This is a genomic window from Enterobacter sp. NFIX58 (assembly GCF_900110475.1).
Lineage (GTDB): Bacteria > Pseudomonadota > Gammaproteobacteria > Enterobacterales > Enterobacteriaceae > Enterobacter > Enterobacter quasiroggenkampii.
The window spans coordinates 18,184-42,069 of sequence record NZ_FODW01000005.1; the positions used below are offsets into that span (position 1 = coordinate 18,184).

Here is a 23,886-nt window from a genome sequence, read left to right on the forward strand (position 1 = left end):
GGGTAAGCGAAGCGCCACCCGCCACTTAAGTCTCTCAACAGGTATTCACCGTGCTCAACAAACTCTCTCGTCTGCTGGATCAGGCAGGTATTTCGCTCACCGATCACCAGAAAAATCAGCTGGTGGCCTATGTCGATATGCTGAACAAATGGAACAAAGCGTACAACCTGACGTCTGTTCGCGACCCCAACGAGATGCTCGTTCGCCACATTCTCGACAGCATCGTGGTTGCCCCCTGGCTGAAAGGTGAACGCTTTATCGACGTGGGGACGGGCCCTGGTCTGCCGGGTATTCCGCTGTCGATTGTTCGCCCTGAGAGCCATTTCACGCTGCTGGACAGCCTCGGCAAACGCGTGCGCTTTTTACGTCAGGTACAGCATGAGCTGAAGCTTGAGAACATCACGCCCGTGCAGAGCAGGGTAGAGGAGTTCCCGGCAGAGCCGCCGTTTGACGGGGTTATCAGCCGCGCATTTGCGTCGCTCAACGATATGGTGAGCTGGTGCAAACACTTACCTGCGGAGAACGGCCGCTTTTATGCGCTGAAAGGGCAGTTGCCAGGCGATGAGATTGAACAGCTTCCGGACGGTTTTGCTGTCGAGTCTATTGAGAAATTAGAGATTCCTCAGCTCGAAGGTGAACGTCACCTGGTGATAATTAAGCCAAACAATTTTTAAAAAATTAATAAAAAATGTGGAATTCGTGCTGTTCTTATCATGTTAAAAAACAGCACAACTAGCGGGGATTTATCGGGCAGCTTTTAACCTCTGCTTCACTAAGGTTTTTCTTCCGGTTAACGAAGTAACTATTATTCACCGAGAAGATAGTCATCTGTGAAAATATAAGTCTGCTAAAAGTGGAAGGCAGTAACCAGAACGCAATGTTAATTATTTATTAAGAATGTCAATAAAAGGTTTTTATTGTGTACTGGGCTGTTTTGAAAATAGTTACGACGTTTTGCGTTTAATTTCATAAAGATAAATTTCCGCGATTTGCGCCTTTGATAAATACAACCTTATTGCAAATGTGTGTTTTGTGATCTCGTGCACGCTTTATCGTCAACGTTTTCGCGCTGTTTGCAGTTTTGGTCGAAGGTTGACGCTTTCAGCGAAAGTTAAAAAATAGCGGTGGGGAAAAATATTTAAACATTTATTCACCTTTTCGCTACTTAATGTTTGAAATCACGGGTGCGCACCGTATAATTTGACCGCTTTTTGATGCTTGACTCTGAGCCTTAAAGGACGTTTTATACGACACGCGGCATACCTCGAAGGGAGCAGGAGTAAAAACGTGATGTCTGTGTCGCTCTTGAGTAGAAACGTTGCTCGTAAGCTTCTGTTCATTCAGTTTCTGGCTGTGATAGCAAGTGGACTGCTGTTTAGCCTCAAAGACCCCTTCTGGGGCATCTCCGCCGTGTGCGGGGGTTTGGCGGTTGTGCTGCCAAATGTGTTGTTTATGATTTTTGCCTGGCGTCATCAGGCGCATACACCTGCCAAAGGCCGCGTGGCCTGGTCCTTCGCCCTCGGCGAAGTGTGTAAGGTGTTGCTGACCTTTGCTCTACTGGTGATGGCGCTGGCGGTTTTGAAAGTGGTCTTCATGCCGCTGATAGCAACGTGGGTTTTGGTGCTGGTGGTACAAGTTCTGGCTCCAGCTGTAATCAATAACAAAGGGTAAAAGGCATCATGGCTTCAGAAAATATGACGCCGCAGGATTACATAGGTCACCATCTGAATAACCTTCAGCTGGACCTGCGTACATTCTCGCTGGTGGATCCACATAACCCCCCGGCCACCTTCTGGACGATCAACATCGACTCCATGTTCTTCTCGGTGGTTTTGGGTCTTCTGTTCCTGGCCATGTTCCGCGGTGTTGCTAAACGAGCGACCAGCGGTGTACCAGGGAAATTCCAGACCTTCATCGAAATGATCATCGGCTTCGTCCATGGCAGCGTCAAAGACATGTACCATGGCAAGAGCAAGCTGATTGCTCCGCTGGCGCTGACCGTGTTCGTTTGGGTCTTCCTGATGAACCTGATGGACCTGCTGCCAATCGATCTGCTGCCGTTTATCGGCGAGCACATCTTCGGCCTGCCTGCACTGCGTGTGGTACCGTCTGCGGACGTGAACATCACCCTGTCGATGGCGCTGGGCGTGTTTATCCTGATTCTTTTCTACAGCATCAAAATGAAAGGCGTAAGCGGCTTTGTGAAAGAGCTTACCTTGCAGCCGTTCAACCACTGGGCGTTTATTCCGGTCAACCTGATCCTGGAAGGCGTTAGCCTGCTGTCCAAACCTGTTTCACTGGGTCTGCGACTGTTCGGCAACATGTATGCGGGTGAGCTGATTTTCATTCTGATCGCGGGTCTTCTGCCGTGGTGGTCACAGTGGGTTCTGAATGTGCCGTGGGCCATTTTCCACATCCTGATCATTACGCTGCAAGCCTTTATCTTCATGGTTCTGACGATCGTCTATCTGTCGATGGCGTCTGAAGAGCACTGATTTTTTACCAACACTACTACGTTTTAATTGAAACAAACTGGAGACTGTCATGGAAAACCTGAATATGGATCTGCTGTACATGGCTGCCGCTGTGATGATGGGTCTGGCGGCTATCGGTGCTGCGATCGGTATCGGCATCCTCGGGGGCAAATTCCTGGAAGGCGCTGCGCGTCAACCTGATCTGATTCCTCTGCTGCGTACTCAGTTCTTTATCGTTATGGGTCTGGTGGATGCTATCCCAATGATCGCTGTAGGTCTGGGTCTGTACGTGATGTTTGCTGTCGCGTAGTAGTAGTTTTAAAACCCTAAGCCACAGATATTAAAGAGGTATTGTGCTGTGAACATGAACGCAACAATCCTCGGCCAGGCCATCGCGTTTATTCTCTTTGTCTGGTTCTGCATGAAGTATGTATGGCCGCCTTTAATGGCTGCCATCGAAAAACGTCAGAAAGAAATTGCTGACGGTCTGGCTTCTGCAGAACGCGCTAAGAAAGATTTGGACCTTGCACAGGCCAACGCGACAGACCAGCTGAAAAAAGCGAAAGCGGAAGCTCAGGTTATCATCGAACAGGCTAACAAACGCCGTTCGCAGATCCTGGACGAAGCCAAAGCTGAAGCAGAACAGGAACGTACTAAGATCGTGACACAGGCTCAGGCTGAAATTGAAGCTGAGCGTAAACGTGCTCGTGAAGAACTGCGTAAGCAGGTTGCGATTCTGGCTGTTGCTGGCGCCGAGAAGATCATCGAACGTTCCGTGGATGAAGCTGCTAACAGCGACATCGTGGACAAACTTGTCGCTGAACTGTAAGGAGGGAGGGGCTGATGTCTGAATTTGTTACGGTAGCTCGCCCCTACGCCAAAGCAGCTTTTGACTTTGCTATCGAACACCAAAATGTCGATCGCTGGCAGAATATGCTGGCGTTTGCCGCTGAGGTGACGAAAAACGAACAAATGGCCGAGTTGCTTTCCGGTGCGTTAGCACCTGAAACCCTCGCCGCGTCGTTTATCGCCGTGTGCGGAGAGCAACTGGATGCCAACGGCCAGAACCTGATTAAGGTGATGGCAGAGAATGGTCGTCTCCGTGTGCTCCCGGATGTTCTCGAGCAGTTTGAGCACTTACGTGCCCTTAGTGAAGCTACCGCTGAAGTCGAAGTGACTTCCGCGACTGAACTGAGTGACGAACAGCTTGCGAAAATTACCGCCGCGATGGAAAAACGTCTGTCACGCAAAGTTAAGCTGAATTGCAAAATCGATAAGTCTGTAATGGCAGGCGTAATCATCCGCTCGGGTGATATGGTCATTGATGGCAGCGTACGCGGCCGTCTTGAGCGCCTTGCAGACGTCTTGCAGTCTTAAGGGGACTGGAGCATGCAACTGAATTCCACCGAAATCAGCGAACTGATCAAGCAGCGCATTGCTCAGTTCAATGTTGTGAGTGAAGCTCACAACGAAGGTACTATTGTTTCTGTAAGTGACGGTGTTATCCGCATTCACGGCCTGGCCGATTGTATGCAGGGTGAGATGATTTCCCTGCCGGGTAACCGTTACGCTATCGCACTGAACCTGGAGCGCGACTCCGTTGGTGCAGTTGTGATGGGTCCATACGCTGACCTCGCCGAAGGCATGAAGGTTAAGTGTACTGGCCGTATTCTGGAAGTGCCGGTTGGCCGTGGCCTGCTGGGTCGCGTTGTTAACACCCTGGGTGCGCCAATCGACGGTAAAGGTCCGGTTGAGCACGATGGCTTCTCCCCAATCGAAGTTATCGCACCGGGCGTTATCGACCGTCAGTCCGTAGATCAGCCTGTTCAGACAGGTTATAAGTCCGTTGATGCCATGATCCCAATCGGTCGTGGTCAGCGTGAACTGATCATCGGTGACCGTCAGACAGGTAAAACCGCGATGGCTATCGACGCCATCATCAACCAGCGTGACTCCGGCATCAAATGTGTGTACGTGGCCATCGGCCAGAAAGCGTCCACCATTTCCAACGTGGTTCGTAAACTGGAAGAGCACGGCGCACTGTCTAACACCATCGTTGTGGTGGCGACCGCGTCTGAATCTGCTGCACTGCAATACCTGGCGCCATACGCCGGTTGCGCAATGGGCGAATACTTCCGTGACCGCGGTGAAGATGCGCTGATCGTATACGATGACCTGTCTAAACAGGCTGTTGCTTATCGTCAGGTTTCCCTGCTGCTCCGTCGTCCACCTGGACGTGAAGCGTTCCCTGGCGACGTATTCTACCTCCACTCTCGTCTGCTGGAGCGTGCTTCCCGCGTTAACGCGGAATACGTCGAGAACTTCACCAAAGGTGAAGTGAAGGGTAAAACGGGCTCTCTGACCGCTCTGCCGATCATTGAAACCCAGGCGGGTGACGTTTCTGCGTTCGTTCCGACCAACGTAATCTCCATTACCGATGGTCAGATCTTCCTGGAAACCAACCTGTTTAACTCCGGTATTCGTCCGGCAGTTAACCCGGGTATCTCCGTATCCCGTGTTGGTGGTGCTGCTCAGACCAAGATCATCAAGAAACTGTCCGGTGGTATCCGTACCGCGCTGGCACAGTATCGTGAACTGGCTGCGTTCTCTCAGTTCGCATCCGATCTGGACGAAGCAACCCGTAAACAGCTGAGCCACGGTCAGAAAGTGACCGAGCTGCTGAAGCAGAAACAGTACGCACCAATGTCTGTTGCTCAGCAGGGCCTGGTTCTGTTCGCGGCTGAACGCGGTTACCTCGAAGATGTGGAACTGGCGAAAATCGGTAGCTTCGAAGCCGCTCTGCTGGCTTACGTCGACCGTGATCACGCTCCGCTGATGCAAGAGATCAACCAGACCGGTGGCTATAACGACGAAATCGAAGGCAAGCTGAAAGCTATCCTCGATTCCTTCAAAGCAACCCAATCCTGGTAATCGTCCGGCGGCTTGTCTCAGGACAAGCCGCCTGGCATTGAGGAGAAGCTCATGGCCGGCGCAAAAGAGATACGTAGTAAGATCGCAAGCGTCCAGAACACGCAAAAGATCACTAAAGCGATGGAGATGGTCGCCGCTTCCAAAATGCGTAAATCGCAGGATCGCATGGCGGCCAGCCGTCCTTATGCAGAAACCATGCGCAAAGTGATTGGTCACCTTGCAAACGGTAATCTGGAATATAAGCACCCTTACCTGGAAGAACGCGACGTTAAGCGCGTGGGCTACCTGGTGGTGTCGACCGACCGTGGTCTGTGTGGCGGCTTGAACATTAACCTGTTCAAAAAACTGCTGGCGGATATGAAAGCATGGTCTGAAAAAGGCGTTCAGTGCGATATCGCAATGATCGGCTCTAAAGGCGTCTCTTTCTTTAATTCCGTTGGTGGCAACATTGTCGCTCAGGTGACCGGTATGGGTGATAACCCGTCCCTGTCCGAACTGATCGGCCCGGTTAAAGTGATGTTGCAGGCTTATGATGAAGGCCGTCTGGACAGACTGTACGTTGTCAGCAACAAATTCATTAACACCATGTCTCAGGTTCCAACGCTCACTCAGATGCTGCCGTTACCGGCATCAGAAGATGGCGAGCTGAAGCAAAAAACCTGGGATTACCTGTATGAACCCGATCCGAAACCGCTGCTGGATACCCTGCTGCGTCGTTACGTTGAATCTCAGGTTTATCAGGGCGTTGTAGAAAACCTGGCCAGCGAGCAGGCCGCACGAATGGTGGCGATGAAAGCCGCGACCGATAATGGCGGCAGCCTGATTAAAGAGCTGCAGTTGGTTTACAACAAAGCTCGTCAGGCCAGCATTACTCAGGAACTCACCGAGATCGTCTCGGGGGCCGCCGCGGTTTAACCAGGTTTACGAATTACGTAGAGGATTCAAGATGGCTACTGGAAAGATTGTCCAGGTAATCGGCGCCGTGGTGGACGTCGAGTTCCCTCAGGACGCCGTACCACGCGTGTACGACGCGCTTGAGGTACAGAATGGTAACGAGAGCCTGGTGCTGGAAGTTCAGCAGCAGCTCGGCGGCGGTATCGTGCGTACCATCGCGATGGGTTCTTCCGACGGTCTGCGTCGTGGTCTGGAAGTAAAAGACCTTGAGCACCCGATCGAAGTCCCGGTAGGTAAAGCAACACTGGGTCGTATCATGAACGTATTGGGTCAGCCAATCGACATGAAAGGCGACATCGGTGAAGAAGAGCGTTGGGCTATCCACCGCGCGGCACCTTCCTACGAAGAGCTGTCCAGCTCTCAGGAACTGCTGGAAACCGGTATCAAAGTTATCGACCTGATGTGTCCGTTCGCGAAGGGCGGTAAAGTTGGTCTGTTCGGTGGTGCGGGTGTAGGTAAAACCGTAAACATGATGGAGCTGATCCGTAACATCGCGATCGAGCACTCCGGTTACTCTGTGTTTGCGGGCGTAGGTGAACGTACTCGTGAGGGTAACGACTTCTACCACGAAATGACCGACTCCAACGTTCTGGACAAAGTATCCCTGGTTTACGGCCAGATGAACGAGCCACCTGGAAACCGTCTGCGCGTTGCGCTGACCGGCCTGACGATGGCTGAGAAGTTCCGTGACGAAGGCCGTGACGTTCTGCTGTTCGTTGATAACATCTATCGTTACACCCTGGCCGGTACTGAAGTATCTGCACTGCTGGGTCGTATGCCTTCAGCGGTAGGTTATCAGCCTACGCTGGCGGAAGAGATGGGTGTTCTTCAGGAACGTATCACCTCTACCAAAACCGGTTCTATCACCTCCGTTCAGGCGGTATACGTACCTGCGGATGACTTGACTGACCCATCACCAGCCACCACCTTTGCGCACTTAGATGCAACCGTGGTACTGAGCCGTCAGATCGCGTCTCTGGGTATCTACCCGGCCGTTGACCCGCTGGACTCCACCAGCCGTCAGCTGGATCCACTGGTTGTTGGTCAGGAACACTACGACACCGCGCGTGGCGTACAGTCCCTGCTGCAGCGTTACCAGGAACTGAAAGACATCATCGCCATCCTGGGTATGGATGAACTGTCTGAAGAAGACAAACTGGTGGTAGCACGTGCGCGTAAGATCCAGCGCTTCCTGTCCCAGCCGTTCTTCGTTGCGGAAGTATTCACCGGTTCTCCAGGTAAATACGTTTCCCTGAAAGACACCATCCGTGGCTTTAAAGGCATCATGGAAGGCGAATACGATCACCTGCCAGAGCAGGCGTTCTACATGGTTGGTTCCATCGAAGAAGCTGTGGAAAAAGCCAAAAAACTTTAACGCCTTAATCGGAGGGTGATATGGCAATGACTTACCACCTGGACGTCGTCAGCGCAGAGCAACAAATGTTCTCTGGTCTGGTCGAGAAAATCCAGGTAACGGGTAGTGAAGGTGAACTGGGTATTTTCCCGGGTCACGCACCGCTGCTCACCGCCATTAAGCCTGGTATGATCCGCATCGTTAAACAGTTCGGTCACGAAGAGTTTATCTATCTGTCCGGCGGCATTCTTGAAGTGCAGCCTGGCAGTGTGACCGTTCTGGCCGATACCGCTATTCGTGGCCAGGATCTCGACGAAGCGCGAGCCCTGGAGTCGAAGCGTAAGGCTGAAGAGCACATTAACAGCTCTCATGGTGACGTGGATTACGCTCAGGCGTCTGCGGAGCTGGCCAAAGCGATCGCGAAACTGCGCGTTATCGAGTTGACCAAAAAAGCGATGTAACACCGGCTTGAAAAGCACAAAAGCCAGTCTGGATACCAGGCTGGCTTTTTTTTTCGGCCTTAATTCATGCTGAAAAAGATGTAGAATTTTAAGCATCAAACGTTTTTACTTCTCACTCAAACTACCGTCAGGATGCGTATGTCAAACAGTGCGATGAGCGTGGTGATCCTTGCCGCAGGCAAAGGGACCCGCATGTATTCCGACCTGCCTAAAGTGCTTCACACGCTTGCAGGAAAGCCAATGGTGCAGCATGTCATTGATGCAGCGAATGAACTGGGTGCTAATCAGGTTCACCTGGTCTACGGCCACGGCGGCGATCTGCTTAAAAAGACGCTGAGCGACGACAAGCTCAACTGGGTGCTTCAGGCTGAACAGTTGGGTACAGGCCATGCCATGCAGCAGGCAGCGCCCTTCTTTGCGGATGACGAAGACATTTTGATGCTCTACGGCGATGTCCCGCTGATCTCTGTTGAAACACTGACTCGCCTGCGTGAAGCCAAACCGCAGGGCGGCATCGGTTTATTAACCGTCGTGCTGGACGATCCAACCGGTTATGGTCGTATCACCCGTGATAACGGCAACGTTACGGGTATTGTTGAGCATAAAGATGCCAGTGAGGCGCAGCGTCAGATTCAGGAGATCAACACGGGGATCCTGATTGCCAATGGCGCGGATATGAAGCGCTGGCTGTCGAAACTCAATAACAACAATGCGCAGGGTGAATACTACATCACCGACATTATTGCGATGGCGTACCACGAAGGGCGCGAGATTGCGGCGGTCCATCCGGCACGCATCAGCGAAACCGAAGGGGTGAATAACCGTCTTCAGCTTTCCCGCCTTGAGCGTGTTTATCAGTCCGAACAGGCTGAAAAACTGCTGCTGGCAGGCGTGATGCTGCGCGATCCGGCGCGTTTCGATCTGCGTGGCTCATTATCTCACGGGCGTGACGTTGAGATTGATACTAACGTTATCCTCGAAGGTAACGTGACGCTGGGCAACCGCGTCAAAATTGGCGCCGGCTGCGTGATCAAAAACAGCATCATCGGTGACGACTGCGAAATCAGCCCGTACAGCGTGGTGGAAGATGCCCGTCTGGACGTGGCCTGTACTATCGGCCCGTTTGCGCGCCTGCGCCCGGGTGCTGAGCTGCTGGAAGGCGCTCACGTGGGTAACTTCGTGGAGATGAAAAAAGCGCGTCTGGGTAAAGGCTCTAAAGCCGGTCATCTGACCTATCTGGGCGACGCGGAAATTGGCAATAACGTGAATATTGGTGCAGGGACGATTACCTGTAACTATGACGGCGCTAATAAGTTTAAAACGATCATTGGTGATGACGTGTTCGTTGGCTCCGATACGCAGTTGGTGGCGCCTGTTACCGTGGGTAACGGGGTGACTATTGCCGCTGGAACAACCGTAACGCGCGATGTGGCCGAGAACGAGCTGGTATTAAGCCGCGTTCCGCAGGTCAGCAAGCAGGGCTGGAAACGCCCGGTGAAGAAAAAGTAACAACAAGGCGGGTGGCGCTACGCTTACCCGCCCTACGATTGAGTAGGCCTGATAAGGCGTAGCCGTCATCAGGCAAACCCGGGAGAGGAGATAAATATATATCTCCCCCCACAAGCAGTACCCATAACAATAACCCCACTCTCTACAAGGCTCGGGGCGCCCGGAAAGGGCAAATACAGGTCAGCGACAACGCAGGCATAATGCCTAAATTCGGAATATAAATTATGTGTGGAATTGTTGGCGCAGTTGCGCAGCGTGATATTGCTGAAATCCTTCTCGAAGGTTTACGTCGTCTGGAATACCGTGGTTACGACTCTGCCGGTCTGGCTGTCGTCGATGCAGAAGGTCATATGACCCGTCTGCGTCGTCTCGGTAAAGTGCAGATGCTGGCCCAGGCCGCGGAAGAACATCCGCTGCACGGGGGAACCGGTATTGCGCATACCCGCTGGGCGACGCACGGCGAACCGTCTGAAGGCAACGCGCACCCGCATGTGTCTGAACACATCGTGGTTGTGCACAACGGCATTATCGAAAACCACGAACCGCTGCGCGAAGCACTGAAAGCGCGCGGCTACACCTTCGTCTCTGAAACGGACACCGAAGTGATTGCTCACCTGGTGCACTGGGAGCTGGAGCAGGGCGGCACACTGCGTGATGCGGTGCTGCGTGCTATCCCTCAGCTGCGCGGTGCGTACGGTACGGTGATCATGGATTCCCGCGATCCGTCCACGCTGCTGGCCGCGCGTTCCGGTAGCCCGATGGTTATCGGTCTGGGCATGGGTGAAAACTTTATCGCCTCTGACCAGCTGGCGCTCCTGCCGGTCACCCGCCGCTTTATCTTCCTGGAAGAGGGGGATATCGCCGAAGTGACTCGCCGCAGCGTGACCGTGTTCGATACCAAAGGCGAGCAGGTGAAGCGCCAGGAGATCGAATCTAACCTGCAGTACGACGCGGGCGACAAAGGCGCTTACCGTCACTACATGCAGAAAGAGATTTACGAGCAGCCAAACGCCATCAAAAACACCCTGACCGGGCGCATCAGCCACGGTGAAGTGGATCTGAGCGAGCTGGGTGCAAATGCGAATGAACTGCTCAGCAAGGTTGAGCACATTCAGATCGTGGCCTGCGGCACCTCCTACAACTCCGGTATGGTCTCTCGCTACTGGTTTGAATCCCTGGCGGGCGTGCCGTGTGATGTGGAAATTGCGTCTGAATTCCGCTATCGCAAATCTGCGGTGCGTCGTAACAGCCTGATGATCACCCTTTCCCAGTCTGGTGAAACGGCGGATACCCTGGCTGCGCTGCGACTGTCTAAAGAGCTGGGTTACCTGGGCTCTCTGGCCATCTGTAACGTCCCGGGCTCTTCCCTGGTGCGTGAATCCGATCTGGCGCTGATGACCAAAGCGGGTACCGAAATCGGCGTGGCCTCCACTAAAGCGTTTACCACTCAGCTGACCGTTCTGCTGATGCTGGTGGCGAAGCTGGCACGCCTGAAAGGCGAAGATGCTTCCGTTGAGCATGACATCGTTCATGGTCTGCAGGCGCTGCCGAGCCGTATTGAGCAGATGCTGTCTCAGGACAAACGCATTGAAGCCCTGGCGGAAGATTTCTCTGACAAGCATCACGCCCTGTTCCTGGGTCGTGGCGATCAGTATCCGATTGCGCTGGAAGGCGCGCTGAAGCTGAAAGAGATCTCCTATATTCACGCTGAAGCGTATGCGGCAGGCGAACTGAAACACGGCCCGCTGGCGCTGATTGACGCCGATATGCCGGTCATCGTTGTGGCACCCAACAACGAACTGCTGGAAAAACTGAAATCTAACATCGAAGAAGTGCGCGCCCGCGGTGGTGTCCTGTACGTCTTCGCCGACAAAGATGCCGGTTTCGCCAGCAGCGACAACATGCACATCATCGAGATGCCGCATGTGGAAGAGGTGATTGCACCGATCTTCTACACCGTTCCGCTGCAGCTGCTGGCTTACCACGTGGCGCTGATCAAAGGCACCGACGTCGACCAGCCGCGTAACCTGGCGAAATCGGTCACTGTAGAATAAACCCTTCAGGCTCCACCTTCGGGTGGAGCTTTTTTATCCTGCCTGGTTTGTTTTTCATCAATCCTTTCTCATTTTTAATAATGACAATTTGTCATCTTCAGCTACTTTTTTCAGTGTCACATAAAGAAAATATTTCTGAAAACAACCTGTCATAAAAGTGGCTAACTCGATGAAAATTAAGCTTTGTTTTGTTTAATTTTAAGTTAAATTTTCATTGTCATAAAACTGTCATAATTCGTACATTTATCTGTCACCTGTTTGTCCTATTTTGCTCATCGTAGCCACTAAACAACGATTTACGAAAATCTTGCAGGAGACATTATGAAAGTTATGCGTACCACTGTCGCAACTGTTGTCGCCGCGACCTTATCTCTGAGCGCGTTCTCTGTATTTGCAGAAGCAAGCCTGACTGGCGCTGGTGCAACCTTCCCTGCGCCGGTGTATGCCAAATGGGCGGATACCTACCAGAAAGAAACCGGTAACAAGGTTAACTATCAGGGTATCGGCTCCTCCGGTGGCGTGAAACAAATTACCGCGAACACGGTTGATTTCGGCGCGTCTGACGCTCCGCTGTCTGATGACAAACTGGCTCAGGAAGGTCTGTTCCAGTTCCCTACCGTGATCGGTGGCGTGGTTCTGGCCATCAACCTGCCGGGCGTGAAGTCGGGTGAGCTGGTGCTGGACGGCAAAACGCTGGGTGACATCTACCTGGGCAACATCAAAAAATGGGATGACGAAGCGATCGCCAAGCTCAACCCAGGCCTGAAGCTGCCTTCTCAGAACATCGCCGTGGTTCGCCGCGCGGATGGTTCCGGTACCTCTTTCGTGTTCACCAGCTACCTGGCGAAAGTGAACGAAGAGTGGAAATCTAAAGTCGGCTCCGGTTCTACCGTTAACTGGCCTACCGGCCTGGGCGGTAAAGGTAACGACGGTATCGCCGCGTTCGTACAGCGTCTGCCTGGTTCCATCGGCTACGTAGAGTATGCGTACGCGAAGCAGAACAACCTGTCCTACACCAAACTGGTTTCAGCCGACGGCAAACCGGTTAGCCCGACCGAAGAGAACTTTGCTAACGCCGCGAAAGGCGCTGACTGGAGCAAATCCTTCGCGCAGGATCTGACTAACCAGAAGGGCGAAGGTGCATGGCCAATCACCTCTACCACCTTCATCCTGGTGCACAAAGAGCAGAAGAAACCTGAACAGGGTGCTGAAGTGCTGAAGTTCTTCGACTGGGCATACAAAAACGGCGGCAAACAGGCTAACGCTCTGGATTACGCCACCCTGCCAGACAACGTGGTTGAGCAGATTCGCGCTGCATGGAAAACCAACGTAAAAGACAGCAGCGGTAAAGCATTGTATTAATTTAGCATTCTGACGAAAATGGCGGGTGGCGCTTGCGCTTACCCGCCCTACGGTTCCGACTGTAGGCCGGGTAAGCGCAAGCGCCACCCGGCGATTTCGTAAACGCGTTTAACAGAAGAGTAATTTATGGCTGCAACCAAGCCTGCATTTAACCCTCCGGGTAAAAAAGGTGACATGATTTTCAGCGCGCTGGTCAAACTGGCTGCGCTGATTGTGCTATTGCTGCTGGGCGGCATTATCGTGTCTCTGATTTTCTCCTCCTGGCCGAGCATCCAGAAATTCGGTTTCTCCTTCCTGTGGACCAAAGAGTGGGATGCGCCGAACGACATCTACGGTGCCCTGGTGCCAATTTACGGCACGCTGGTGACCTCGTTCATCGCCCTGCTGATTGCGGTTCCGGTAAGCTTTGGTATTGCCCTGTTCCTGACGGAGCTGGCGCCGGGCTGGCTGCGTCGTCCGCTGGGGATCGCCATTGAACTGCTGGCAGCTATTCCGAGTATCGTCTACGGCATGTGGGGCCTGTTCATCTTTGCGCCACTGTTCGCCACGTACTTCCAGGAACCGGTGGGTAACGTCCTCTCTGCCATTCCGTTTGTGGGGGCCCTGTTCTCTGGCCCGGCTTTCGGTATCGGCATTCTGGCGGCTGGCGTGATCCTCGCCATCATGATTATTCCGTACATTGCGGCGGTTATGCGCGATGTCTTCGAACAAACGCCGGTGATGATGAAAGAGTCGGCCTACGGTATCGGCTGCACCACCTGGGAAGTGATCTGGCGCATCGTCCTTCCGTTCACCAAAAATGGGGTGATCGGGGGCGTGATGCTGGGCTTAGGTCGCGCGCTGGGTGAAACCATGGCAGTCACCTTTATCATCGGTAACACCTACCAGCTCGACAGCGCGTCGCTCTATATGCCGGGTAACAGTATTACCTCTGCGCTGGCGAATGAATTTGCGGAAGCGGAATCGGGTCTGCACGTCGCGGCGCTGATGGAGCTGGGTCTGATTCTGTTCGTAATTACCTTCATTGTTCTGGCGATTTCCAAGCTGATGATTATGCGTCTCGCTAAAAATGAGGGAGCACGCTAATGGCCACTCTCGAAATGCAAGCAACTGCTGAACTGGCGGAATCCCGCCGCAAAATGCAGGCCAGACGCCGCATGAAAAACCGCATTGCCCTGACGCTCTCTATGGCGACGATGGCATTCGGCCTGTTCTGGCTGGTCTGGATCCTCTTCTCGACGGTCGTTCGCGGGATTGACGGAATGTCACTGTCGCTGTTCACCGAAATGACGCCGCCGCCGAACACGGCGGGAGGTGGCCTGGCGAATGCCCTGGCGGGCAGCGGATTGCTGATCCTCTGGGCGACGGTCTTCGGCACGCCGCTGGGCATCATGGCGGGGATCTACCTGGCAGAATACGGCCGTAAATCCTGGCTGGCAGAAGTGATTCGCTTCATTAACGACATTTTGCTGTCAGCCCCGTCTATCGTCGTGGGTCTGTTCGTTTACACCGTGGTGGTGGCGCAGATGGAACACTTCTCCGGCTGGGCGGGCGTCATTGCGCTGGCGCTGCTGCAGGTGCCGATTGTGATTCGAACCACCGAGAACATGCTGAAACTGGTGCCGGACAGCCTGCGTGAAGCGGCTTACGCGCTGGGTACGCCGAAATGGAAGATGATCTCTGCGATTACGCTGAAGGCGTCGGTCTCCGGGATCATGACCGGTATCCTGCTGGCGGTGGCGCGTATCGCGGGTGAAACGGCACCGCTGCTGTTTACGTCCCTCTCCAACCAGTTCTGGAGCACGGACATGATGCAGCCGATCGCCAACCTGCCGGTGACGATCTTTAAATTTGCGATGAGCCCCTTCGCGGAATGGCAGCAGCTGGCCTGGGCCGGGGTGCTGATCATTACCCTTTGCGTACTGTTGCTGAACATTCTGGCGCGCGTCATTTTCGCGAAGAAGAAACACGGTTAATTTTTTACGGCGCGGCAGCTCGCGGCGCCGAATGAGGAAATGAGTCAATGAGTATGGTTGATACTGCCCCGGGTAAGATTCAGGTTCGTGATTTGAACTTCTACTACGGCAAATTCCATGCCCTGAAGAACATCAACCTGGATATCGCAAAGAACCAGGTCACGGCATTTATCGGTCCGTCCGGCTGTGGGAAATCCACGCTGCTGCGTACCTTTAACAAAATGTATTCGCTCTATCCGGAGCAGCGCGCTGAAGGGGAAATCATCCTCGACGGCGAAAACATTCTGACCCAGGCTCAGGATATCGCCCTGCTGCGCGCGAAAGTGGGGATGGTGTTCCAGAAACCCACGCCGTTCCCGATGTCCATTTATGACAACATCGCCTTTGGCGTTCGCCTGTTTGAAAAGCTCTCCCGTGCCGATATGGATGAGCGCGTGCAGTGGGCTTTGACCAAGGCCGCATTATGGAACGAAACCAAAGATAAGTTGCACCAGAGCGGGTACTCTCTCTCCGGTGGTCAGCAGCAGCGTCTGTGCATTGCGCGCGGTATTGCGATTCGCCCGGAAGTGTTGCTGCTGGATGAGCCGTGTTCAGCGCTGGACCCGATTTCAACCGGTCGTATTGAAGAACTGATCACCGAGCTGAAGCAGGATTACACCGTGGTTATCGTGACCCACAACATGCAGCAGGCTGCACGTTGCTCCGATCACACGGCGTTTATGTACCTGGGTGAATTGATTGAGTTCAGTAACACGGACGATCTGTTCACTAAGCCCGCGAAGAAACAAACCGAAGATTATATTACTGGCCGCTACGGTTGATTTGCCTTAGTGCATGTGGAGAAACCATGGACAACCTCAATCTTAATAAACACATTTCCGGCCAGTTCAACGCAGAGCTGGAAAGCATTCGCACCCAGGTGATGACCATGGGCGGCATGGTCGAGCAGCAGCTTTCTGATGCGATTACGGCGATGCACAACCAGGACAGCGAGCTGGCGAAGCGCGTCATTGAAGGCGACAAAAACGTCAACATGATGGAAGTCGCCATCGACGAGGCCTGCGTGCGCATTATCGCGAAGCGTCAGCCGACGGCGAGCGACCTGCGTCTGGTGATGGCGATCATCAAAACCATCGCCGAGCTGGAACGTATCGGTGACGTCGCCGATAAAATCTGCCGTACCGCGCTGGAGAAGTTCTCTCAGCAGCATCAGCCGCTGCTGGTCAGCCTGGAGTCGCTGGGCCGCCACACCGTGCAGATGCTGCACGACGTGCTGGATGCCTTTGCGCGTATGGATCTGGACGAAGCGGTGCGTATCTACCGCGAAGACAAGAAGGTCGATCAGGAGTATGAAGGCATCGTGCGTCAGCTGATGACCTACATGATGGAAGATTCCCGTACGATCCCAAGCGTACTGACGGCTCTGTTCTGCGCGCGCTCCATCGAGCGTATCGGCGACCGCTGCCAGAACATTTGCGAGTACATTTTCTACTTCGTGAAGGGTCAGGACTTCCGTCACGTGGGCGGCGACGAGCTGGACAAGCTGCTGGCGGGTAAAGATCCGAAAGAGTAATCCTGTCATCTGATAATAACGCCGGTACTTACCGGCGTTATTATTTCTATAGTAATCACAATTCTCCCCTTCATCCGTTGCCTGACGTTCGAAACGCGCTAACGTGAGACGAAAAAAACAGCAAAGGATGGGATATGAAAAATTCATTAGCGTGCCTGGCGATGGCTATCAGCATCGGGATCGGTGCTGGAACAAACGTGATTGCCGCACCGTTGCCAGCGACACCCGACCCGGCTACCCCGGTCAGCCGCTATGTGACGCAGGTCAATGCGGATAAAAGCATTACGTTTCGCCTGTTTGCGCCCGGCGCAACGCGAGTCTCCGTGGTGACAGGGTCAATGCCTGAAACCCAGGTTTCCCATGATATGACGAAAGAGAAAAATGGCGTCTGGACATGGAAAAGTGAGCCGATGGCCCCGAATCTCTACGAATATTATTTCGATATCGATGGTTTCCGTTCAGTCGACACGGGAAGCCGTTATCAAAAACCTCAGCGGCAGGTGAACACCAGCCTGATTCTGGTTCCGGGCAGCATTCTCGACGATCGTGCCGTACCGCATGGCGATCTCACCACCCTGACCTGGCACTCGCCGTCACTCAAGTCAGAGCGCCGCGTTTATGTATGGACTCCCCCTGGCTACAACGGCAAAGGGGAACCTCTACCGGTGCTCTACTTCTACCATGGCTTTGGGGATACCGGGCTCTCGGCAATCGATCAGGGCCGCCTGCCGCAAATGATGGATAACCTGATGGCCGAGGGGAAAATCAAACCGATGCTGGTGGTCGTACCCGACACCGAGACGGAGAGCGCTGAGGCCATTCCCGAGAATTTCCCCCCGGCAGAACGACGGAAATCCTTCTACCCGCTTAATGCGAAAGCCGCAGACCGTGAACTGATGAGCGAGATTATTCCGCTGGTGGATACACGCTTCAACGTGCGTAAAGATGCTGATGGCCGGGCGCTGGCGGGGTTGTCACAGGGCGGCTATCAGGCGCTCGTATCCGGTATGAACCATCTGGACAGCTTCGGCTGGCTGGGAACGTTCAGTGGCGTTACCACAACAACCGTGCCTGACGACGGCGTGGCCGCACGCTTTAAGCAGCCGGAGGCCATTAACCGGCAGCTGCATAACTTCACCGTCGTCGTGGGAGAGCGCGATTCGGTGACCGGCAAAGATATCGCCGGTCTGAAAGCGGAGCTGGAAAAACAGGGCATCAAATTCGACTATAAAATGTACCCCGGTCTGAATCACGAAATGGATGTCTGGCGTCCGGCCTATGCTGAGTTTGTTCAAAAGCTCTTCAGATAAACCTGTCGCCCTCCCTGCCGGGAGGGTCTGCTTAACGCGTAATATCCCACCCGCGGGCCTTCCACAGCGCGGGTAGCTGCGCCAGATCGGTGAAGGTCGTGACTTTGGGATGATCGATCGGCTTGTTGTGCGGGTCGGCGCAGAAGTAAAACACCTCCATTCCCGCATCAATCCCCGACTGCGCGCCCGCAGACGAGTCATCCACCAGAATGCAGTTCTCTACGTTGACGTTCATCGCCTTTGCCGCATGGAACATCAGTGCCGGGTCCGGCTTCCAGCGCTGGATATCGTAGCCGCTGAACAGTTTTTCCGGGAAGTGGTGCAACATCTCAAGCTTGCCCAGCGAGTGCTGCATTTTGCTGACCGGACCGTTGGAGACCACGCAGATCGGCACCGTCATCGCATCCAGCAGCGCGTTTGCGCCCGGAATCACCTCCAGCTCCGAATCGAACAGGCGTGCAACCTCGGCGCGGTACACCGGTTCCAGAGCCGCCTTCTCAAGAACGACGCCGTGTTCTTCGTTAATGATGTCGATGATCTCGTAGAGCTTCACGCCCTTAAAGCGTTTAAACACCTCTTCGAGTTCCAGCGTAATGCCAAATTCCTGGAACATGGCCACATACGCGCGGGAACAAATGACCTCACTGTCGACCAGCGTACCGTCGCAGTCGAAAAATACCGCTTCAATTCCGGACATGCCTTTCCCTTTTAACCAGTTTAACGTTTACGTACGGCAGTTCACCGGAACGCAATCGTTGCCGTATAAGCAAATTCAATGAAAAAAGTATCACGTAACCGCCACTATTGTCGCATTTTGGTATAGGATAGCGACGAATTTTCCCTCCTTGTTCGGAAATTGATGATGAGTCAACAACACACTACCCAGACATCTGGTCAGGGTCTGCTTGAGCGCGTGTTTAAACTGCGCGAGCACGGCACGACGGCACGCACCGAAGTGATCGCCGGTTTCACCACCTTCCTGACGATGGTCTATATCGTTTTTGTTAACCCTCAAATTCTGGGCGTTGCTGGCATGGATACCAGCGCCGTCTTCGTAACAACCTGTCTGATCGCGGCCCTTGGCAGCATTCTGATGGGCGTGTTCGCTAACCTGCCGGTCGCGCTGGCCCCGGCGATGGGCCTGAATGCGTTCTTTGCCTTCGTGGTGGTTCAGGCGATGGGTCTGCCGTGGCAGGTGGGTATGGGCGCCATCTTCTGGGGCGCGGTTGGCCTGCTGCTGCTGACCATTTTCCGCGTGCGTTACTGGATGATTGCGAACATCCCCGTGAGCCTGCGCGTGGGCATTACCAGTGGTATCGGTCTGTTTATCGGGATGATGGGGCTGAAAAACGCCGGTGTTATCGTGGCGAACCCGGATACGCTGGTGAGCATCGGTCACCTGACCTCTCATAACGTGCTGCTGGGCGTGCTGGGCTTCTTTATCATCGCGATCCTGGCTTCCCGCAATATTCATGCGGCGGTGCTGGTGTCCATCGTGGTCACCACGCTGCTGGGCTGGATGTTGGGCGACGTTCACTATAACGGCATCGTTTCCGCGCCACCGAGCGTCTCTACCGTTGTTGGTCATGTTGATCTGGCGGGTTCCCTGAACCTGGGCCTGGCGGGCGTGATTTTCTCCTTCATGCTGGTGAACCTGTTCGACTCTTCCGGTACGCTGATTGGCGTGACCGACAAAGCGGGTCTGGCTGATGAGAAAGGGAAATTCCCGCGCATGAAGCAGGCGCTGTTTGTGGACAGTATCTCCTCTGTGACCGGCTCATTTATCGGAACCTCGTCTGTTACCGCTTACATTGAATCCTCTTCCGGGGTTTCTGTAGGTGGCCGTACTGGTCTGACGGCGGTTGTGGTGGGTATTCTGTTCCTGCTGGTGATCTTCCTTTCGCCGCTGGCGGGCATGGTGCCTCCGTACGCTGCAGCGGGTGCGCTGATCTACGTGGGGGTGCTGATGACCTCCAGCCTGTCTCGCGTTAAGTGGGATGATTTAACCGAAGCGGTGCCGGCGTTTATTACCGCCGTGATGATGCCGTTCAGCTTCTCAATTACCGAAGGTATCGCGCTGGGCTTTATCTCTTACTGCGTAATGAAGATCGGTACCGGTCGTTTCCGCGACCTCAGCCCGTGCGTCATCGTTGTGGCGCTGCTGTTTGTGCTGAAGATTGTGTTTATTGACGCGCACTAAGGTGCGGTTTGTGGTGTCAGGTGGCGCTTCGCTTACCTGACCTACCGACGAGTGTAGGCCCGGTAAGCGCTAGCGCCACCGGGCTTTTTTATCAGGCTTTAACCCGCTTAATATAATCCCCGAACGCCGTCAGTTGGCCAGAGAGATGGTCGCGCGTGCTCTGATCCACCACCTCACCCGTTTGCGGGTCGACCTTGTTCTGAATCACTCCGCCCATAAATTCTGGCTTGTTCATCACCATCGCATCGAGGAAGACCAGGATCTGACGCAGGTGATACTGGCAGCGCGCGCCGCCAATCGCGCCCATGGAGCTGGTCTGGATCAGCACCGGTTTGCCTGACAGCGGCTGCTCAGGTAAACGGGACAGCCAGTCGATGGCATTCTTCAGACCACCGGGTACAGAGTAGTTGTACTCTGGCGTGACGATAACCACGCCGTCAGCCTGGCGGATCTGTTCGGCCAGCGCCTCAACGCTCTGCGGGAACCCTTCTTCCTGCTGTACGTCAGCATCATACAGCGGAATATCGCCAATAGACGGCAGGGCGCTAATTTCCATACCTGCAGGCGCCAGCTGTGGCAGCGTGCGGGCGACCATCCCGTTAAATGAACCTTTGCGCAGGCTTCCCAGTAACGTAACGACTTTCAACGTATCAGACATGATTACTCCTGTTTCATCATGATGACCCTGATTGGATCAGCTTAGGGTAAATGCTTTTTCTGCCGGTAAACTGGTTAATCGCATCAGACGTGCGGCGGGCTCGTTGGCGCGCTCGGGCACATCAGGAAGGCTACGCCATCCCTGTTGACTGTCAAATTCCCAGATTTTCATGCGTTCGATGGCGGGGGTCACCGCGATGGACCAAATGAGCACATCCTCAGCGTCGCAGAGCGCTTCTACCAGCGTGGCCTGCGTGGCACGCAGACGTCCGGAGCCTGGCAATAGCTGCAGCAGGCTGGCGTCGTCTGAGGCACATCCGCAGAGCTTACGAATGCTCTGGCGCAAGGTAATGAGTTGCGCTCTGGCTTCGACAGGATCGTTCTGGTTGCGTACCCACAGCTTCTCATTGCTGGAGAGCGGATAGTCTTCATGCGCATTAGCGCCATGGAAGCTGCGCGTCGCACGCTGAAGTTCCATATCGAGCCCACAGTCCCCCTCGGTGGTCAGCGCGACGCCAATGATATTGCCCGTGTAGGCAATGGAAAAACGAGGGAGATCCGGGTCAGCAAAGACCGGACGGCCTTCTGGCTGGGTTATGATATCCGGCAGCTCGCTGGTGCCGTACAGCATAAACAGCAGTTCCGCGAGAAGCGCCCGGGACGCTAAAAACCGCGACCTGCGGTGCTCCGGAAGCGTGAGTGCTTCACGGTGACAGGCTGAAGAAATTCTTGCCGATACGAGACGTCCTTCTGTCAGTATCCCTCTTGCAAAGTGCGTAGCCATTTTTCGCTCCTTGATAATGGTCGTAATCGGTTAAACGGTTACATGATTATCGCTTAACTTGCCTCCTGTTTTAATCAGTAAATGGGCGTAAGAGAAGCCTTAGGACCGAACTTTACATTTTCTTAGGCAAAAATTGGATCGCTCGCACCGTACAGCGCCTTGATGGTCTCCCGCAGCCAGAGGATTTTTGGATTGTGGCTGTTCCGTTTATGCCAGATCAGCGTGAAGGGCACGGTCAATTTTTCCGCCTGCTCCTCATCAATCGGAATGGGAAGGGCGATCAGCTTCCGCTGGTGGAGTTCATTGTAGTGGTGACAGTAGTGCGGGGCGGTGGCGATATAGTGATGGCCGGGCTGCGCCGCCATAAACATCGCCTGTTCGAAGCCCGGCAGGCTCATGGCGATCGTGCGCTCGCGTCCCATCTCCTTTAGCACCTCATCCAGCGCCCAGGTATCGCTGCGTTCCCAGAAGATGCTGATATGGGGATAGCGCAGGAAGGTCTCCAGATTCCACTCTTGCTGAAGCGCCGGATGATCCTCGCGCAGATAGACGCAGGGGCGGTCGCTGAACAGGATTTCGTAGTCGATAAACCACGGCATCAGCTTAAGCAGCTCGCGGGATCGCGGATGCGTTTCACGCCCGGTGAAGCCCAAATCCACCTCGCCACGCGTAATCGCGTCCAGCGAGTCGTAATCCCACTGGCGCATTTTCACCGTCGCCTGCGGATAGCGCTGGTTCACCTGCTCCAGCAGGGTATTGAAGCGGATCAGCATCAGCGGCGTTTCCGCGGCCAGCACGAACGTCAGCCCGCCCGGAGAGTCATGGTGGAATTTATCGAGGATCTGGTTGCCGATTTGCATCCAGTCAGCCAGATCCTGCTCCAGGCTCACCGTCAGCGGCGTCGGCAGCAGCCCTAGCGGCGTTTTGACAAACAGCGGATCATCGAACCAGTCGCGCAGCTTAGCCAGCGATTTGCTCACCGCTGATGGCGTCACGTTCATCCGCTTCGCCGCTTTGGTAACGCTGCGCTCCTGCAGCAAAAGCTGCAGGCACAGCAACAGGTTAAGATCGAGACTGCTGATGGGCTTCTTCATAGTGCGCCGCGGGCTGGATGACCATAAGTAAGGTAATGCAGACTATGCTACAGCCAATCAGAACCCCGATCAGCATATTCAGCGCGTTAAGCCCGATGACCGCCGCCAGCCAAATCCACAGCGACGAGCCGCAGACCTGCGCGATCCCCAGCACCGAGCTGGCCACGCCTGCCCGCAGCGAGAAGGGACCAAGCGCCTGGCTCATCGCCACGCCAAAGCCAACCGAGAACCCGGCACAAATGAGCGTAATGCCCACCAGCATCACCGCATGTGAGCTGGTGGTCGCCAGGATCGCGCCTGCGGCGAGGAATAAAACCTGTGAGGTCAGCATCAGCGTGCGCTGGCGGAAGATATTCAGCGCAAACGGGGTGGAGAACGACACAGCCATACTGACCAGAGCGGTCAATGCCATCACCGTGGAATACTCACCGCGATCGAAGCCCATGGTCTCCATCAGCAACACCGGGGAAACGTTTACATAGGTCAGGATCACCGCCACGCTTAACGTGGTCACGGCCAGACGGCTGAGGAAAAAGCGGTTGAGAAGCTTCTCTGCCGGGTGAATGGTTGCGGTATGGCCGGTATTCTGCGAGCCCGGGTGGGTCTCTTTCAGCACGGCGATCGACAGGATAAACACCAGCGCGCCCATCGCCGCCATGGTCCAGAACAGGCTCTGCCACGGGAATTTCAGCATGATCAGATATCCCACGACCGGGGCCAGCACCGGGATGATGCAGGTAATACCGTTCAGCATCGAGAGCACCTTAGCGCGACGCTGGGCGCTTATGGTGTCGCGCAAAATGGCAAACGCCACCACGTAGCAACCGCCCGCCCCGATGCCCTGGATAAAGCGCCCGGTCAGAAACACGGTGCTGTTTTGCGCCTGTGAGCAAAGAAGGGACGCCAGGGCAAAAACGATGGCTCCGGCGATAGCGACAGGCTTACGGCCTGCTTTATCTGCGATCTTCCCGGCAAAGACCATCGACGACGCCATCCCCGCAAGGTAGGCCGAAAACGCAATATGCAGCTGCGCTTCGCTGGCGCCCAGATCGCGGGCGATATGCGGTAATCCCACCAGATACATATCAATACCGGACGGATAAAGCAGAACTAATGCGAAACTACAAAACAGAAAACGCGCCATAAACCCCCCATAGATGCAGGCATGCAGGATAGGGGGTGAAAAGGGATTA

Annotated in this window: 24 protein-coding genes; 19 read left to right on the top strand and 5 right to left on the bottom strand. The window is 54.4% G+C overall.

Translation table 11 applies throughout. The features are described 5' to 3' along the window. Window positions 1–50 precede the first annotated feature (50 nt). From rsmG to BMW97_RS18895, 18 genes are all read left to right on the top strand, one after another. Complete coding sequence (gene rsmG / locus BMW97_RS18810) at window positions 51–674, top strand: 16S rRNA (guanine(527)-N(7))-methyltransferase RsmG (RefSeq protein WP_045909355.1); 624 nt, start codon at window positions 51–53, stop codon at window positions 672–674. Between the two features lie 616 nt (window positions 675–1,290). Further along, entirely contained in the window at window positions 1,291–1,671 is a 381-nt protein-coding gene (gene atpI / locus BMW97_RS18815) for a F0F1 ATP synthase subunit I (protein ID WP_008500194.1), read from the top strand. 8 nt (window positions 1,672–1,679) lie between these two features. Further along, window positions 1,680–2,495, top strand: coding sequence for a F0F1 ATP synthase subunit A (gene atpB / locus BMW97_RS18820; protein WP_008500193.1), 816 nt, complete (start codon window positions 1,680–1,682; stop codon window positions 2,493–2,495). 49 nt (window positions 2,496–2,544) lie between these two features. After that, window positions 2,545–2,784 (top strand): F0F1 ATP synthase subunit C, encoded by a 240-nt coding sequence (gene atpE / locus BMW97_RS18825; protein ID WP_000429386.1) that lies wholly within the window; start codon window positions 2,545–2,547, stop codon window positions 2,782–2,784. A gap of 48 nt (window positions 2,785–2,832) precedes the next feature. Next, window positions 2,833–3,303, top strand: a complete 471-nt coding sequence (gene atpF / locus BMW97_RS18830) for a F0F1 ATP synthase subunit B (RefSeq protein ID WP_003862370.1) — start codon at window positions 2,833–2,835, stop codon at window positions 3,301–3,303. Between the two features lie 14 nt (window positions 3,304–3,317). Beyond that, window positions 3,318–3,851 carry a F0F1 ATP synthase subunit delta gene (gene atpH / locus BMW97_RS18835; protein WP_008500192.1) on the top strand — a complete coding sequence of 178 codons (534 nt, stop codon included), beginning with the start codon at window positions 3,318–3,320 and terminating at the stop codon, window positions 3,849–3,851. Between the two features lie 12 nt (window positions 3,852–3,863). After that, window positions 3,864–5,405, top strand: a complete 1,542-nt coding sequence (gene atpA, locus BMW97_RS18840; protein WP_003862367.1) for a F0F1 ATP synthase subunit alpha — start codon at window positions 3,864–3,866, stop codon at window positions 5,403–5,405. Window positions 5,406–5,456: 51 nt separating this feature from the next. Next, the gene (gene atpG / locus BMW97_RS18845) at window positions 5,457–6,320 is read left to right on the top strand and encodes a F0F1 ATP synthase subunit gamma (protein WP_024907886.1); all 864 of its coding nucleotides are present in this window, start codon (window positions 5,457–5,459) and stop codon (window positions 6,318–6,320) included. Between the two features lie 31 nt (window positions 6,321–6,351). Next, complete coding sequence (gene atpD, locus BMW97_RS18850) at window positions 6,352–7,734, top strand: F0F1 ATP synthase subunit beta (RefSeq protein WP_003862362.1); 1,383 nt, start codon at window positions 6,352–6,354, stop codon at window positions 7,732–7,734. 20 nt (window positions 7,735–7,754) lie between these two features. Next, a complete protein-coding gene (locus BMW97_RS18855) occupies window positions 7,755–8,174 on the top strand; it encodes a F0F1 ATP synthase subunit epsilon (protein WP_003862360.1) in 420 nt (139 codons plus the stop codon). Window positions 8,175–8,312: 138 nt separating this feature from the next. Continuing rightward, entirely contained in the window at window positions 8,313–9,683 is a 1,371-nt protein-coding gene (gene glmU, locus BMW97_RS18860; RefSeq protein ID WP_045909356.1) for a bifunctional UDP-N-acetylglucosamine diphosphorylase/glucosamine-1-phosphate N-acetyltransferase GlmU, read from the top strand. Window positions 9,684–9,907: 224 nt separating this feature from the next. Beyond that, window positions 9,908–11,737 carry a glutamine--fructose-6-phosphate transaminase (isomerizing) gene (gene glmS, locus BMW97_RS18865; protein ID WP_008500188.1) on the top strand — a complete coding sequence of 610 codons (1,830 nt, stop codon included), beginning with the start codon at window positions 9,908–9,910 and terminating at the stop codon, window positions 11,735–11,737. A 321-nt stretch (window positions 11,738–12,058) separates the two neighbouring features. Beyond that, window positions 12,059–13,099: a phosphate ABC transporter substrate-binding protein PstS gene (gene pstS / locus BMW97_RS18870; protein ID WP_032675678.1), complete on the top strand. Its 1,041-nt coding sequence runs from the start codon at window positions 12,059–12,061 to the stop codon at window positions 13,097–13,099. A gap of 126 nt (window positions 13,100–13,225) precedes the next feature. After that, window positions 13,226–14,185 carry a phosphate ABC transporter permease PstC gene (pstC, locus tag BMW97_RS18875; protein WP_023309793.1) on the top strand — a complete coding sequence of 320 codons (960 nt, stop codon included), beginning with the start codon at window positions 13,226–13,228 and terminating at the stop codon, window positions 14,183–14,185. Further along, the gene (pstA, locus tag BMW97_RS18880; RefSeq protein WP_024907882.1) at window positions 14,185–15,075 is read left to right on the top strand and encodes a phosphate ABC transporter permease PstA; all 891 of its coding nucleotides are present in this window, start codon (window positions 14,185–14,187) and stop codon (window positions 15,073–15,075) included. The genes pstC and pstA overlap by 1 nt, the downstream gene beginning before the upstream one ends. 47 nt (window positions 15,076–15,122) lie before the next feature. Then, window positions 15,123–15,896 carry a phosphate ABC transporter ATP-binding protein PstB gene (gene pstB, locus BMW97_RS18885; protein WP_008500183.1) on the top strand — a complete coding sequence of 258 codons (774 nt, stop codon included), beginning with the start codon at window positions 15,123–15,125 and terminating at the stop codon, window positions 15,894–15,896. A gap of 26 nt (window positions 15,897–15,922) precedes the next feature. Further along, a complete protein-coding gene (phoU, locus tag BMW97_RS18890) occupies window positions 15,923–16,648 on the top strand; it encodes a phosphate signaling complex protein PhoU (protein ID WP_008500182.1) in 726 nt (241 codons plus the stop codon). Window positions 16,649–16,782: 134 nt separating this feature from the next. After that, complete coding sequence (locus BMW97_RS18895) at window positions 16,783–17,958, top strand: esterase (RefSeq protein ID WP_045909357.1); 1,176 nt, start codon at window positions 16,783–16,785, stop codon at window positions 17,956–17,958. Window positions 17,959–17,989: 31 nt separating this feature from the next. Here BMW97_RS18895 and yieH read toward each other — a convergent pair whose 3' ends face one another. Next, on the bottom strand, window positions 17,990–18,655 hold the full coding sequence (gene yieH, locus BMW97_RS18900) for a 6-phosphogluconate phosphatase (RefSeq protein WP_032648584.1): 666 nt from the start codon (window positions 18,653–18,655) through the stop codon (window positions 17,990–17,992). Window positions 18,656–18,820: 165 nt separating this feature from the next. Here yieH and adeP point away from each other — a divergent pair, with 165 nt between their 5' ends. Beyond that, complete coding sequence (adeP, locus tag BMW97_RS18905; protein WP_021242668.1) at window positions 18,821–20,158, top strand: adenine permease AdeP; 1,338 nt, start codon at window positions 18,821–18,823, stop codon at window positions 20,156–20,158. A gap of 91 nt (window positions 20,159–20,249) precedes the next feature. Here adeP and BMW97_RS18910 read toward each other — a convergent pair whose 3' ends face one another. The 4 genes from BMW97_RS18910 to BMW97_RS18925 form a co-directional block, all read right to left on the bottom strand. Next, window positions 20,250–20,816 carry an NADPH-dependent FMN reductase gene (locus BMW97_RS18910; RefSeq protein ID WP_014833835.1) on the bottom strand — a complete coding sequence of 189 codons (567 nt, stop codon included), beginning with the start codon at window positions 20,814–20,816 and terminating at the stop codon, window positions 20,250–20,252. Between the two features lie 36 nt (window positions 20,817–20,852). Continuing rightward, complete coding sequence (locus BMW97_RS18915; protein WP_045909358.1) at window positions 20,853–21,599, bottom strand: 4'-phosphopantetheinyl transferase family protein; 747 nt, start codon at window positions 21,597–21,599, stop codon at window positions 20,853–20,855. 122 nt (window positions 21,600–21,721) lie between these two features. Next, window positions 21,722–22,693, bottom strand: coding sequence for an HTH-type transcriptional regulator YidZ (gene yidZ, locus BMW97_RS18920; protein WP_045909359.1), 972 nt, complete (start codon window positions 22,691–22,693; stop codon window positions 21,722–21,724). Further along, window positions 22,662–23,837: an MFS transporter gene (locus tag BMW97_RS18925; protein WP_090393075.1), complete on the bottom strand. Its 1,176-nt coding sequence runs from the start codon at window positions 23,835–23,837 to the stop codon at window positions 22,662–22,664. Before BMW97_RS18925 ends, yidZ begins: the two co-directional genes overlap by 32 nt. Window positions 23,838–23,886: the final 49 nt, after the last annotated feature.

What these genes read in the sequence shown, in the direction of transcription:
- atpI (WP_008500194.1), top strand. Translation starts at nt 1,291, where the DNA reads ATGTCTGTGTCGCTCTTGAGTAGAAACGTTGCTCGTAAGCTTCTGTTC.
- BMW97_RS18925 (WP_090393075.1), bottom strand. Translation starts at nt 23,837, where the DNA reads ATGGCGCGTTTTCTGTTTTGTAGTTTCGCATTAGTTCTGCTTTATCCG.
- yieH (WP_032648584.1), bottom strand. Translation starts at nt 18,655, where the DNA reads ATGTCCGGAATTGAAGCGGTATTTTTCGACTGCGACGGTACGCTGGTC.
- atpA (WP_003862367.1), top strand. Translation starts at nt 3,864, where the DNA reads ATGCAACTGAATTCCACCGAAATCAGCGAACTGATCAAGCAGCGCATT.
- BMW97_RS18915 (WP_045909358.1), bottom strand. Translation starts at nt 21,599, where the DNA reads ATGGCTACGCACTTTGCAAGAGGGATACTGACAGAAGGACGTCTCGTA.
- pstB (WP_008500183.1), top strand. Translation starts at nt 15,123, where the DNA reads ATGAGTATGGTTGATACTGCCCCGGGTAAGATTCAGGTTCGTGATTTG.
- atpG (WP_024907886.1), top strand. Translation starts at nt 5,457, where the DNA reads ATGGCCGGCGCAAAAGAGATACGTAGTAAGATCGCAAGCGTCCAGAAC.
- atpD (WP_003862362.1), top strand. Translation starts at nt 6,352, where the DNA reads ATGGCTACTGGAAAGATTGTCCAGGTAATCGGCGCCGTGGTGGACGTC.
- pstC (WP_023309793.1), top strand. Translation starts at nt 13,226, where the DNA reads ATGGCTGCAACCAAGCCTGCATTTAACCCTCCGGGTAAAAAAGGTGAC.
- BMW97_RS18910 (WP_014833835.1), bottom strand. Translation starts at nt 20,816, where the DNA reads ATGTCTGATACGTTGAAAGTCGTTACGTTACTGGGAAGCCTGCGCAAA.
- glmS (WP_008500188.1), top strand. Translation starts at nt 9,908, where the DNA reads ATGTGTGGAATTGTTGGCGCAGTTGCGCAGCGTGATATTGCTGAAATC.
- BMW97_RS18895 (WP_045909357.1), top strand. Translation starts at nt 16,783, where the DNA reads ATGAAAAATTCATTAGCGTGCCTGGCGATGGCTATCAGCATCGGGATC.
- adeP (WP_021242668.1), top strand. Translation starts at nt 18,821, where the DNA reads ATGAGTCAACAACACACTACCCAGACATCTGGTCAGGGTCTGCTTGAG.
- glmU (WP_045909356.1), top strand. Translation starts at nt 8,313, where the DNA reads ATGTCAAACAGTGCGATGAGCGTGGTGATCCTTGCCGCAGGCAAAGGG.
- phoU (WP_008500182.1), top strand. Translation starts at nt 15,923, where the DNA reads ATGGACAACCTCAATCTTAATAAACACATTTCCGGCCAGTTCAACGCA.
- pstS (WP_032675678.1), top strand. Translation starts at nt 12,059, where the DNA reads ATGAAAGTTATGCGTACCACTGTCGCAACTGTTGTCGCCGCGACCTTA.
- BMW97_RS18855 (WP_003862360.1), top strand. Translation starts at nt 7,755, where the DNA reads ATGGCAATGACTTACCACCTGGACGTCGTCAGCGCAGAGCAACAAATG.
- atpB (WP_008500193.1), top strand. Translation starts at nt 1,680, where the DNA reads ATGGCTTCAGAAAATATGACGCCGCAGGATTACATAGGTCACCATCTG.
- pstA (WP_024907882.1), top strand. Translation starts at nt 14,185, where the DNA reads ATGGCCACTCTCGAAATGCAAGCAACTGCTGAACTGGCGGAATCCCGC.
- atpH (WP_008500192.1), top strand. Translation starts at nt 3,318, where the DNA reads ATGTCTGAATTTGTTACGGTAGCTCGCCCCTACGCCAAAGCAGCTTTT.
- atpE (WP_000429386.1), top strand. Translation starts at nt 2,545, where the DNA reads ATGGAAAACCTGAATATGGATCTGCTGTACATGGCTGCCGCTGTGATG.
- yidZ (WP_045909359.1), bottom strand. Translation starts at nt 22,693, where the DNA reads ATGAAGAAGCCCATCAGCAGTCTCGATCTTAACCTGTTGCTGTGCCTG.